The 13313-nt window shown below is 41.9% G+C and carries 10 protein-coding genes; 9 read left to right on the forward strand and 1 reads right to left on the reverse strand.

Annotated features, from left to right (window positions below; genetic code table 11):
- Window position 1: 1 nt before the first annotated feature.
- Entirely contained in the window at window positions 2-958 is a 957-nt protein-coding gene (gene cysM, locus PCRYO_RS01965; RefSeq protein WP_011512749.1) for a cysteine synthase CysM, read from the reverse strand.
- A 393-nt stretch (window positions 959-1351) separates the two neighbouring features.
- On the opposite strand from cysM, the gene PCRYO_RS01970 reads away from it, so the two are divergent.
- From PCRYO_RS01970 to rpsB, 9 genes are all read left to right on the forward strand, one after another.
- Window positions 1352-4861 carry an ATP-binding protein gene (locus tag PCRYO_RS01970; protein WP_011512750.1) on the forward strand — a complete coding sequence of 1170 codons (3510 nt, stop codon included), beginning with the start codon at window positions 1352-1354 and terminating at the stop codon, window positions 4859-4861.
- Window positions 4862-4987: 126 nt separating this feature from the next.
- A complete protein-coding gene (locus PCRYO_RS01975) occupies window positions 4988-5800 on the forward strand; it encodes a crotonase/enoyl-CoA hydratase family protein (protein ID WP_011512751.1) in 813 nt (270 codons plus the stop codon).
- A 197-nt stretch (window positions 5801-5997) separates the two neighbouring features.
- The gene (locus tag PCRYO_RS01980; RefSeq protein WP_011512752.1) at window positions 5998-7257 is read left to right on the forward strand and encodes a multidrug effflux MFS transporter; all 1260 of its coding nucleotides are present in this window, start codon (window positions 5998-6000) and stop codon (window positions 7255-7257) included.
- Window positions 7258-7624: 367 nt separating this feature from the next.
- Window positions 7625-8497 carry a transporter substrate-binding domain-containing protein gene (locus tag PCRYO_RS01985; protein WP_011512753.1) on the forward strand — a complete coding sequence of 291 codons (873 nt, stop codon included), beginning with the start codon at window positions 7625-7627 and terminating at the stop codon, window positions 8495-8497.
- Window positions 8498-8509: 12 nt separating this feature from the next.
- Window positions 8510-10711 carry an ATP-binding protein gene (locus tag PCRYO_RS01990; RefSeq protein ID WP_011512754.1) on the forward strand — a complete coding sequence of 734 codons (2202 nt, stop codon included), beginning with the start codon at window positions 8510-8512 and terminating at the stop codon, window positions 10709-10711.
- Window positions 10712-10731: 20 nt separating this feature from the next.
- The gene (locus tag PCRYO_RS01995) at window positions 10732-11094 is read left to right on the forward strand and encodes a response regulator (protein WP_011512755.1); all 363 of its coding nucleotides are present in this window, start codon (window positions 10732-10734) and stop codon (window positions 11092-11094) included.
- Between the two features lie 46 nt (window positions 11095-11140).
- Complete coding sequence (locus PCRYO_RS02000) at window positions 11141-11590, forward strand: chemotaxis protein CheX (RefSeq protein ID WP_011512756.1); 450 nt, start codon at window positions 11141-11143, stop codon at window positions 11588-11590.
- A gap of 41 nt (window positions 11591-11631) precedes the next feature.
- Window positions 11632-12081: a chemotaxis protein CheX gene (locus PCRYO_RS02005; RefSeq protein WP_011512757.1), complete on the forward strand. Its 450-nt coding sequence runs from the start codon at window positions 11632-11634 to the stop codon at window positions 12079-12081.
- 357 nt (window positions 12082-12438) lie between these two features.
- Window positions 12439-13233: a 30S ribosomal protein S2 gene (gene rpsB, locus PCRYO_RS02010; protein ID WP_011279657.1), complete on the forward strand. Its 795-nt coding sequence runs from the start codon at window positions 12439-12441 to the stop codon at window positions 13231-13233.
- The last annotated feature ends 80 nt before the right edge of the window (window positions 13234-13313 follow it).

The raw sequence follows: 13313 nt of genomic DNA on the forward strand, positions 1-13313 counted from the left end.
CTTAGTTTACATTATCTAAGCTATCATCAACATTATATAAGCCGGTCGATAAATAACGATCCCCACGGTCACAGACGATAAAGGCAATGACGGCATCAGGATTTGCCTTAGCAACTTGTGTAGCCGCCCATGCTGCTGCACCTGATGAGACACCCGCAAAAATCCCTTCGGTTTTAGCAAGCTTACGCATATAAACCTCAGCGACGCGCTGATCAATATCCATAATCTCATCGACTAAGTCGGCATCAAAAATCCCTGGCATATAAGCGGCAGGCCAGCGGCGGATACCAGCGATAGCTGCATCCTCATCAGGCTGTAAACCGATGATTTGTATATCAGGGTTTTGCTCTTTTAAATATTGTGCCACGCCGGTAATGGTGCCTGTGGTACCCATAGAGCTGATAAAATGGGTAATTTTACCGTCTGTTTGCGCCCACAGCTCAGGACCTGTAGTCAGATAATGCGCCTGTTTATTATCAGGGTTATTAAACTGATCTAAGACAATACCTTTACCGTCCGTTTGCATTTGTAGCGCCATGTCGCGCGCGGCTTCTATCCCTTCTTCTACCTCAATCAGCGTCGCACCATAAGCCGTCATGGCGTCTTTACGCTCTTGGGTTGAGTTGCTTGGCATAAACAAGGTAATCGGATAGCCACGCATCGCCGCTACCATGGCTAGTGCAATACCAGTATTGCCACTGGTTGCCTCAATCAACATGTCACCTGGCTTAATATCACCGCGTAGCTCCGCTTGATAAATCATATTAAAAGCAGGGCGGTCTTTGACAGAACCAGCAGGATTATTACCTTCAAGCTTGGCAAGCATGATAGCACCATTGTCAATCTGCTCTTGTTCAGGTAAGCGCTGCAATTTGACTAACGGCGTTTGACCGACGCAATCAGCAAGGTCAGTAATTTGAGTAATAAAATTGGTGTTTGACTGAGCTGTAGCGGACATAAAGTATCCTTAATAGTATCTATTTTTAAAGTAGTTTAACGCTATAGTAAAGTGCTATATATTCGGCAATACTTTGAGGTAACAGCAGCGTTTTTATTATTTGATAAGATTATGGTATTAAATAACCATGTCTTTATAAATGCGTCAATAATAAGTCAATACATCGTGACTGTCAGGTATTTATTATGGAAAATAAAATTTGCGACATTGTATCATCTTGTTTTTGATGGCGCTTAACGCAGATAGCTTTATCGATGATTGTCTAACAGCGGCTAATGGAATCCTGTTAAGATAATCATAAGCTATATAGTCGTTAATAGATGATACCTAAGCGGTCAGTCAAAGCATTGTAAAATGCCAGTAACAAAAACAGTAGTGGAGATGGTGCCCAGTATGGCTCACAAAAAACGTTTTGATACCAGTAGTGCTTATGGTCAGCTGGTCATATTGGTATTTTTGCCCATCTGTTTACTCGCAGCAGTGGGCGGTATCTTGGTGTTTTATGAAACCATGCGTGCCAGTAATTCAGAGCAAGCAGTGTTGGCTGAGGCGGTACTTATCCGCTATTCACCTACGATTGCAGAGATAATACCTGAGCTATTAGAGCAAGATGCTGCCAAGATACAGATTTCAGAAAATAATAATGAAAACGCTGATGACAATAATAATAAAGTCTCGCAAGCTGCGATTGCAAAGTTAGAAGGCATCCAAGATAAACTCAGGCGTATGCGGGCAGAGCAACATGTTCAGCGTATCGCTATTATCAATCAGAGCAACGACATACTTGCGACAGTTGGCTATGGTACGGAAGAGGCGTGGCCTGTAATCGATCCATCAGAGCGTTTTTTAGCGCAAAAATCCACTCCTATCGGTACCGCTTACGGCAGTATATTAGGTGAATTTGAGGGTCAAACACTGTGGTTATTAGTCGATATGGATAGTGAGCCGCTTTATATTGCGCGCTATCGTATCGCTATGGCATTGGTGATTACCGGTTTGTTTACATTATTAATTCTACTACTAAGTTTAAACATTTATTCAAAACGTTGGATTGCGCCGATTTATGAGCTGCGGCTGCAATTACAGCGTACTCACGTAGATAATCTTTATCAGCCTATCCCCGTTGAATCGAATGGTGAGCTAAATCTATTACAACAAGACTTGGTGAGAACATTACGTCGTTTGTATGTCAGTTTTCAAGAGCTGAAAGAACATGCGGAGCAGACCGAAGATGATTTGCGTCTTGCTTTTGATGAAATGGAGATGCAAAACATCTCTATTCGTAATGCGCGTGATGCGGCAATCTCAACCAGCCAAGCCAAATCAGCGTTTTTAGCCAATATCAGTCATGAGCTGCGTACACCGCTCAATAGTATTGATGGTTTTATTAATTTGCTCGCGCGTCACGGTGAGCTCAATCCTGAGCAAGACTTGTATGTACAAACCATTCGCAAATCGTCTGCGCACTTATTGGCATTAGTCAATGATGTGCTTGATTTCTCTAAAATCGAAGCGGGCAAGTTGGTACTAGATCGCCATGAGTTTGATCTTTATGACACTATCTATGATGTGGTCGATATGCTGTCGCCAGTGTCTGCAGAAAAAGGTCTGCGCATGGCGGTACTGTTTTACAACGATGTGCCAATGCGTATCAATGGTGATGCGCTACGCCTCAAACAAGTACTAACCAATATTGTTGGCAATGCGATTAAATTTACTGATAGCGGTGACGTGGTGGTGCGCGTCAGTTTAGATGACTATCAAGACAATTATTTGATGATTAGCGTGCAAGACAGTGGTAAAGGCATCTCGCTGTCTGATCAAAAAATGCTCTTTCAAAGCTTTAGTCAAGGAGACCCATCCATCACGCGTCAGTATGGTGGTACAGGACTGGGACTGGTCATCTCTAAACAATTAACACGGCTGATGGGCGGCGATATTGGTTTTTATGACAATATGCAAGAGAATATTTCCAATCAAGGCGCGACGTTTTGGTTTCGTATGCCAGCCCATGTTGATGTGGTAGAGGCAGCGACAGGACAAACCATTGAGCTGCCTGTATTGGCACCATTGGCAAGTGCGACTGATGAATTTAACGTTCTTATTTGGATTAATCATACCGCGTCTATACAAGTACTGAAAGCTAGTCTGCATCATTTGCCTATTAAGCTAACCCAAGCCAATTCTTTGCCAGGTTTGCTTGAATCGTTAAAAGAGCGTGGTAATTATTGGGACTGGGTCATCGTTGATGATGATACCCAAGACGATATGATGGCGCTGCTTAAGCAAATCCGTTTACATTATCAAGGTAAACTGGCCGTCTTTGGTTATCAAGTTGCCGCCGATCAAGCACTACTCAATCGTTACCATGCCAATATCTTGTATGAGCCATTAGACAAGAGACAGTTATATGCCATGCTAGATACGCAAAAGCGTAGTGTACCTACTGGTATTGCAGAACCACGTTGGAAAGGCGTTACCGTATTGGCAGTTGACGATCATTTGCCAAACTTACTGGTGCTTGATGCGCTGCTGAGCGAGCTTGGTATTCATGTTATTACGGCCAGTAATGGATTTGATGCGATAGAGCTAATCAGTAAACAACAAGCGAAAAATATCAAAGCTACCAAAACTGAAAAACAAAGCCTGTCGAAAAAAACTCAAATCTCAAAAGCGGTCACGCGAGATGATGTCAGTAAATCAGTGGTTAGCACGTTACATATCGAAGACGTAACGACAGAAGAAAAGGGTAACGCACAACCTAAAGATAGGATCGATCTTATCTTTATGGATATTCAAATGCCACGTATGTCAGGGCATGAGGCGGCGAGACAAATCCGTAAGATTGAAGCCGCAGATAGTCATATTCCCATTATTGCACTGACTGCACATGGGCTAGCAGACGAGCGGGATAAATTAGTCGCTAGTGGTATCAATGATTATGTTGGTAAGCCTATTAGCCAGCCGCAGCTGCTACAAGTATTACAAAAATGGCTTGGACGTAATGCCTCGTCATCACCATTAACGGCAGAAAATGATGAGCATCCACAAGGTCTTGGCATAGCAGGTGACTTACAAGTATTAGACTCAAAAACCATTGACGCTCAAAATTCTGATGTACCAAATATGATGCTACAACCTTCATCATCTGCGCCTAAAAATGCAGCGCCGCCTACCTATCAAATGATTCGAAGCGAGCAGGTTCAGAGTTATAAACCTACCAAGATGAGCAATGAGAAAAGAGTGAAGCGACCTCTGTCACTGAAAAAAATCCGTGATGACTACCTGCGTGACAGTCAACCACGTGAAGACTATCGGCGTGAAAACCTGCGCGAAACGCAGCCACGCTATGAAAATTTGCGTTTTCAAGAACAAGGGCAAGCAGCATTTGGCACGCGTTCTATTCAAACGCTCGATGATAATAAAGATGAACTATCAGTCAGTACTGTTTATTTGCAAAACGACAATAACTTAAATGCCTCTGTATTTAATACCTTGGATATTCTAGATTGGCAAGATGCATTGACGCGATCAGCCAATAAGCCAGATCTTGCTGCCAAGCTAATCATTATGATGCTTGATACAATTAATGAGGAAAAACAAGCATTGACGCAAGCATGGGAGGCACACAATCGCAGTATGCTCGCGCAAATCGCTCATCGGATATTGGGTGGCAGTCGTTATACGGGCGTGCCACAACTGCGCCAAGCCAGCCAAGATTTAGAAGATAAGTGCCTATTAAATATCCAACATACCACGCCTGCACAGTTTGCGATGTTAGAGCCTTATTATGAGGCTTTATTAACCGCTTTGAATAATTTGCAAACGCTTGATTTGTCTGCTTATCCGCAGCTTAATTACCATCGTCTAAGTGAAAACGATATGACTTGGAAAATGATTTAAGGAAAAGTTTTATGATACTAAGAGCTAACGATATCGTGGCAGTCAGTTATTGATAAGGTAGGAGATAGGCAAGGCTGTTAATATCACTCTATATATAAGCTATTATTTCAATTATTAAGGATGATTATGCACACTATCGCCACCTACCAATATGAAACACTGCAAGTTAGCGCGACCGACGATATTTTAACCGTGACAATCAATCGACCTGAGAAAAAAAATGCCATGAGCTTTAAAGTGGTCGAAGAGTTGATTGCGGTAGCCGGTCGCATCAGTAAAGACAAAACAATACGTGCGGTGATTTTAAATGGCGCTGAAGGAACCTTCTGCGCAGGGATTGACTTGGGCGACTTAAATCACCCCAAAAACCAAGTTTTTGCGCTATGGGAGTTGATCAAACCTTGGCAAAGCTCATTTCAGCGCGTGTGCTTAGTATGGCGTGATGTCCCAGTACCTGTCATTGCAGTACTGGAAGGATATTGTATCGGTGCAGGCTTACAGCTAGCGCTAGCATGTGATATTCGTATCAGCCATCCTGATTGTAAATTGGCTATTATGGAGGCCAAATGGGGACTAGTACCAGATATGGGCTTGACGCAATCTGGTTTTGGCGTGGTACGCGCTGATATCCTAAAAGAGCTGGCAATGACAGCCCGTATCGTTAGTGCAGAGCAGGGCAAAGAGCTAGGATTGGTCAGTCATTGCAGTGAGACGCCACTTGAGCAAGCGCAGCAACTTGCTGCTGAATTTGCTGAACGGTCACCAGATGCCGTGCTGGCAAGTAAACGCGTTATCAATGCCATGTTTGAACAATCTGCAACTACTTTATATATAGAAAAAGTCTGGCAATTAAAGATGATGTTCGGGCGCAATCGTAAACTTGCCCTTAGAAAAGCGAAGCAAGCCAGTACTGTATTTGGCAAGCGCCAGTTCCGTTAATACAGTTTAGATAGCTTATTGTTTTAAATGACTTCATCTTATTTCAAACGAACCATTGTTTTATTGATTAAAGTTTGTTTTATTAACGTGATACCTCTATTGAAATATAGGCAGACAGTGCGATATAAGACTGTCTGCTTGCGTAGCGGTTCGTCGATAAAAATAAAATAACAATCACTAGATCAAATGGTTTAACTATGTCTGCTCCAAAATCCCCCCTTCCTAATAAACCGCTTGCTGCTGACCGCGTGCGCTCTGCCGATTTACCTGTCGCATGGATTATGATGCTGGGTCTTATCGTTGCGGTAGGACCTTTATCTATTGATATGTATCTGCCAGCATTACCATCGATGGCGGATGACTTTGGTGTCTCGACTGCCTTTATGGCAAACTCCGTACCTGCTTACTTTGTCGGATTGGTATTTGGTCAATTGTTTTATGGTCCCTTTAGTGACCGCGTTGGCCGCGTCAAGCCTTTATATATAGGCATGGTCTTATATGTGATTGCCTCTATTATTTGTGCAACCACCAACAATGAATACGTATTGTTCGCTGGTCGTACCTTGCAAGCGCTCGGTGCTTGCGTAGGGGCAGTGGTTACCCGTGCTGCGATTCGAGACCGTCTAACCGCTAAGCAAACGGCAAAAGCGTTTTCTATCATGATTTTGGTAATGGGCTTAGCGCCGATATTAGCGCCATCACTTGGCGCAGTGTTTTTGCAGTATTTTAGCTGGCATTCTATCTTTTGGTTTTTGGCGGCTTTTGGCACGTTAAATTTATTACTGACCAAATTTTTCTTTTTTGAGACCCTTAGCGAAGAAAACCGCAATGTGCGTCCTGCCAAAGAGATACTCAGTCAATATTGGGATTTGCTGAGAGATCCCACCTTTAACTATCCGGCGATTGGCGGCGGGTTATTGATGGGCGCAATGTTCGTTTATATCAGCTCAGCCTCTGAACTTATCATGGATACCTATGGTATGTCAGCCACACATTTTGGCTGGCTCTTTGGTATGAATGCCGCAGGCTTTGTGGCATTGACGCAGCTTAACCAATGGCTGACCAATCGCTTCCGTATTTTGAGTATTTTACGTTTTGGTGCGATGATGCAGGTCATCTCAGCAGGGGCTCTATTTATCCTCGGTATTGTATTTGGCACTGATGCTTGGTTGCCATTGGTCTTAGTCTGTATTTTCTTTTGTATCTCAGGTCTAGGTTTGACACAGCCCAACGCTTCAGCGATTGCGCTTGCTTTTCAAAAGCGCCGTGCTGGTATGGCCAGTGCGCTACAAGGCTCGCTTATGTTCTCAGTAGGTATCTTTGGTGGATTGTTATTAAACTTATTCCCCGTCAATCCAGTACTGAAAATCGGTATCGCAATGTTTGCACTGATGAGTCTTGGTTGCTATTTAATTTGGCAGATAGACCGTAATTTGGATTTAGATAATGCAGATTAATTAACTGACAAATTCTATTTATTAATATTCATCAGTAAAAAAGCATTCAGTACGTATTCATCGTCTGAATGCTTTTTTTTATGCTTTTTTTATTCATTGTTAATAATATCTATTTTTGGTACAAGCCTCAGTACGCTTAGCTTTATAAATAAAAATCTCGAACCTGCTTTATATATTGTATATACATTTCTAGTTATATATAAACAATTGTTTGCCTTGATAAAACAAAGTGATTGCAATGACTGAGTTGCTCAATTATTATCTAAGGTAATTTTCTGTAATTAAGTGTTTTTTATACCTTTCTTAAACTTACAGAATTGTTTTTAAAATTGATTTTTTGAATAAAATTGAGGCTTAAGGATAAGAGATGAAACTATTATATCGAGCGTTACCGATTATATTGAGTGTAGGCTTATTTGGGTGTGGAAATTCTTCTACCCAAGACAACGCTAATGCAGCTGGCGCAACAGTAACGGAACATAAAGACAATTTTGTCAGTAAACTTCCTGCTACAGCACCGACATTAAAGGTGGCAATGACTGGTGATTTACCGCCTTTCTCATTTCAAGATGATTATGGCAACATGCAAGGCACTGATGTCGATTCGATTAGAGCCATTGGGGAAGAGCAAGGCTTTAAAGTCGAATTCTACAAAGAGTCATGGCAGGATATGTTCGATAGTGTGGAATCGGGAAAGCGTGATTTAGCTATTTCTGGTATTTCTTATAAAGATGATCGTGCAATTAGATATGGTCTATCAACGCCTTACTTTTTTAATCCAGCTACTATTATGTATTTGGAAGGAAAGTTTGATATCAAAGATTTAAACGATATCAAAGGTCTAAAAACAGGTACTTTAGAGGGTTCTAAAGAAGAAGACACTCTAAAAGAGATGGGCAGCTCAGTTGAGCTGGTTTCAAGATCTACTGCATTTTTGGCTTATCAGGACTTAGTTCAAGGTAATACTGATGTGTTCTTATATGATATGCCAGTTTTGCAATACATTATAAAAGGTTATCCAGAACATAAAGTTAAGATTGTCCCTTATGAAGCAGCGGATGCGCCTTCAGCACAGCAAGTCGTGTTGATGGCAAAAGAAAATACCAAGCTGATCAAGAGTGTAAATGAAGGCATTACCAAGCTAAAAGCAAAAGGCACATTTAAAGAGATTGAAGAGAAATGGCTGGGTGCGACTGAGCCTGCGACCAAAAGTACTTCAAATAATCAGCAATCGAGCTAAGGGACTATAAAGATGGCAACCACACACAATGTCGATAATAAGCGCTATCGCAGTCTGATTATTTCGATTGCATTATTTTTATCTTTGATTGGCGCCTTGCTAGCGTTTACTTTTTATACCTCAAGCTTGCTTGAAAGAAATACAGTTTTAATTGATAAAACCAACCAAGTTGCTAATAGCGCCCAAGCGGTAATTAAAGACTTATTCGACTTGGACAGCAGTTACGGTGAAGACACCAACTCGCCGCATATACAACGAGTATTAGAGCGTTTGGAGCAAAATACAGCGCTTATTACTAGCTCTATCACTGCTATTGAACAGGGTGGTGAAATTACCGATGTCGATGGTAAAAGCTATGACTTACCGAAGATTAATAATAACTCTCAAACCAAAGTCGCTGCGGCGAATGAGCAGTGGTTACTTTTAGAGCCTAAGATTCAGACTTACCTTAAAGACGCTGACAACATCATGGTCGATTCATCTGATGAATTGATTCAAGCGGTTGAACAGGCAAAAACATCGAGTCTACTAATTAACGATTCGTTAGACCAGCTCACCGATGAAGTGTTTATCAACGCTGAACGCCAAGCAGACACTATCCGCCTAATTCAGATATTAGGGGTTGCAGCTATTTTTGCTTACTTCCTAATCTTCGTATTTTTCTTTGTACGTCGTCTGCGTGATACCGATGCTGAAGCGTTGGCCGCTCGTCGTGAAACGCAAGAAATTATGGAAACGGTTAATACCGGCCTGTTCTTGTTGGATAAGGACTTGAATATTGGTCAGCAGCATTCTCGCGCGCTTAACGGCATTATTGGTGAGGATAGGTTGGCAGGAGAAAACTTTGCTGATGTACTGCGTGGCCGTATTTCAGACAAGGATTTGAGAACCACCCGTCAGTTTATCGAGCAGTTATACAATCCACGTGTCAAAGAAAAGCTGGTTGATTCTTTGAATCCTTTGCATAAAGTCATGCTACACAATGCGTCTGGAGAGGAGAGTACGACCAGTCGCTTCTTAGACTTTAAGTTTTCACGTGTTTATGAAGATAAAGACATTGCCCGTATTTTGGTCAACGTCAATGACGTCTCAGATGCAGTATATTTAGAGCAGCGCCTAGAAAAAGAACGCTCGCAAAATGATATGCAGATTGAGATGTTGACGACCATCTTAAACGTGAATCCAAAAATTATTAATGAGTTTATTAGTAATACCAAAGCTCACATCGATAAGATGAACAATATCTTGAAAAATCCTGGTAGCTCGCAATTTGAATTAGAAGGGAAGCTAAAAGCGATTTATCGTGAAATGCATAGCCTAAAAGGTGAGGCATCTGCGCTTAAACTGCATAGCTTTACCAAAATCGCATCAGACGCTGAAGACAAGCTTGATGCGCTGCAAAATCAAGGCAAGCTGTCGGGTAATAACTTCTTACCGCTCGCCGTGCATTTGGATGACTTATTGAGCCTATCGAATACCATTGAAACGCTAGGTGAACGTATCAATCAGGCAGCGCCAAAAGCTAACAATAATGCAAAACCTGTAATGTCAGTAAAGACTGCAACACAACCAAGTGTTGTCCAAGCTCAAGTAGCAGACGTTGCTACCATTAACATAAATGTCGATGGCGGTAATGAAATCGATTTGAGCGATGAGTCAGATGACGAGCATCTATCTTATTACCAAGATTTTGCTAAAGATATTGCTATTAGACAGGGCAAGAAAATACAGCTTAACGGTCATAATTTAGCACATATAAACATCCCTGAACGCCTCAAACAACCGATCAAAGAAATCAGTATTCAGTTGCTACGTAATGCAGTGGTACATGGTATCGAATCACCTGAAGCGCGTCAGTCAGCGGGCAAGTCTGCCATCGGTAGTATCGACTTAGAAATGCAACGTGACAGTCAAAACTTAATCATCGCACTGCAAGATGATGGTCAAGGTATTGATTATGAAGGCATTCGTTATAAGCTGATTGCTGATGGTCGTTTCACGCAAGAAGAGGCGAGTCAGATGACTCATGGTGATCTGCTCAAAACCTTGTTTGCTTCTGGTTTCTCGACCAAAGAACATGCCGATGAAGATGGTGGTCGCGGTGTGGGCTTAGACGTTATCAAGGCGTTGGTCAAAGAGCACAACGGTAAGCTGAATGTAAATACTGAGCTTGGAAAAATGACCCGTTTTGTCATCACCTTGCCTGCTGCGTAATTAAGGACAATAAAAAATCTATGTATAAATTAATGATCGTCGATGATTCAAATATCATTCGAAACCGTATTCAGCGCGCTTATGACTCGGGTCAATTCATGTTGGTTGCTACAGCAACCAGTGGGGTTCAAGCGCTTGAAAAGTTCAATATTCATCGTCCAGATGTGGTGACCATGGATTTGACCATGCCGCAAATGGACGGTCTTGAGTGTATTGAAAAAATCATTGCTATCGACCCTGACGTTCGTATCTTGGTTGTCTCAGCCTTGTCTGACAAATCTACTGGCATTGAAGCGTTATCATTGGGCGCGAGTGGGTTCTTGTGCAAGCCTTTTTCAGAAGAAGAGCTGGTAGAGTCTTTGTATGAGTTGGTACAAGACTAATATTGTCCAATAATTTTAATAAATACCTTATTAAAGAACACACATTATGAAAGAGCAAAATTTACAAATTTTTGTGAGTATTATTACCAACTATTTTACTCAGTTTGGTAATGATGAGTTGGTGGTCGATACGCCTTACTTGTTAGAAAACCAACAGCCAAAAGTCCATGATTATACGGGCGTCATCGGTATATCAGGGGTGCAAAAAGGGGTGGTTTATTTTACGGCGACCACGGCGCTATTGAGCAGTATTCTAGACAGTATGGGCGAGATAGATAAAAGTGAGGACAATCTAGTCGATTTAGCAGGCGAGGTTGCCAATACGGTTTCGGGTAATGCCCGTCACGAGTTTGGTCCAGAATTTCATATCTCTGTCCCGTTTGTCTTTAAAGGCTCGCCGCAAAGTATCATTTTGCCTAAAAGTGGACGTTCTTTTATCATTCCAGTGAGTTGGCGCAGTCAAATCGGAGAGATTGTGGTTTGTTTGCAAGATTGATTACACAACCCCGTGATGATAACTATGGACGATGAACAATTATGGTTAATGTAGAAAAGTTAGGCGTCTTTTTAAGTTCAATCAGTGCATTTTTTGCGCAGATTGATGCTGAGGCAGTGGTCATTGATACGCCTTACCTAAACAGTAATAAAAATGCTGTTGGTTATGATTATAGTGGCATGATTAAAATATCTGGACCGCTTGAAGGCTGTGTCTATGTCAGTGCTCCAAGCACTATGTTGCGTGAAGTTATCAAAGTGATGGGCGAGCCTGACTCCTCTATGACGATGATGAAAGACTTGCTTGGTGAGATGGCAAATACCATCTCTGGCAACGCTCGTACCGAGTTTGGTGCCGATTTTATTATCTCACCGCCCAAGATTATTGAAGGGGTACCCAGTATTCCTTATCTGCCAAAAGACCGCCAAAGCTATGTCACGCCATTTACGTGGCGAGGCTATAAAGCAGTTATCGGTATCAGTATTGCTTAATCTTATTCTAAATTGATTAAAAAAACGACGTTTCACCGTCGTTTTTTTATGCATTATCATCCACTTAAACCTTATAATAGCGCTAGCAGTCGCTAAGCGTTATATGATAAAATACAGCCCAGCTATTTTTTATCATATAGTATTCTGTACGTTCAAATCGTAGCTCAGTTTTTTCAACCAACCCATCAACCAATGACACACACATCATGGCAAAGAATTGCTGGGTGTTTGGCGACTTGATTAATTTGCTTCACGGCTAGGTACTTTATTGATATACCTAACTCATAGCAGATGCGTGTCGCTAGATAGGCAGTTTTTGTGATGTGGAGGCATAACCCAACCAACAGGACATTTAACATGGCTACAAAGAATCCAACCAAAATCGAAATGCGCGACTTATTACAAGCCGGCGCTCACTTTGGTCACCAAACACGTTTTTGGAATCCAAAAATGGGTCCATATATTTTTGGTGCCCGTAACAAGATTCACATCATCAACTTAGAGCACACGGTAAAAGCGTTTAACGAAGCATTGACTTACGTTAACGGCTTAGCTGCTAAGAAAAACAAAGTATTATTTGTTGGTACTAAGCGCGCAGCTAGCGGCGTTATCGCTGAGCAAGCAGCACGTGCTGGCATGCCATACGTTGACCATCGCTGGTTAGGTGGTATGTTGACTAACTGGAAAACACTACGCCAATCAATCAATCGTCTAAAAGAGCTAGAAAAACAAGCTGAAGACGGTACTTTCGCTAAGCTTACTAAGCGTGAAGCGTTAGAGCGTACTCGCGATATGGAAAAACTTGAGCGTTCATTGGGCGGTATCAAAGACATGGGCGGTCTACCTGACGCAATCTTCGTTGTAGACGTAGATCATGAAGCAATCGCTATCAAAGAAGCTAAGAACCTAGGTATCCCAGTCATCGGTATCGTTGATACTAACTCTAATCCTGATAACGTTGATTACATCATCCCAGCAAACGATGATGCTATCCGTGCTGTAACTTTGTACGTAACTTCTATGGCTGATGCAATCATCGCTGGTAAAGAATACGCACAAACTCAAGCTGGTGGTAAAGCTGAGCAAGAAGCACCTGCTACTGAAGAAGCGGCTGATGCTCAAACTGAAGAAGCTGCTACTCCAGCAGAATAAATCGCTGAGTGATATGGTTTAATGTTGTAAGGCTGCCTTGATAGTTTGTCTATTGGCAGCCATATAACATGACTTATAGT

This window comes from Psychrobacter cryohalolentis K5 (genome assembly GCF_000013905.1).
GTDB classification, from domain to species: Bacteria; Pseudomonadota; Gammaproteobacteria; order Pseudomonadales; family Moraxellaceae; genus Psychrobacter; species Psychrobacter cryohalolentis.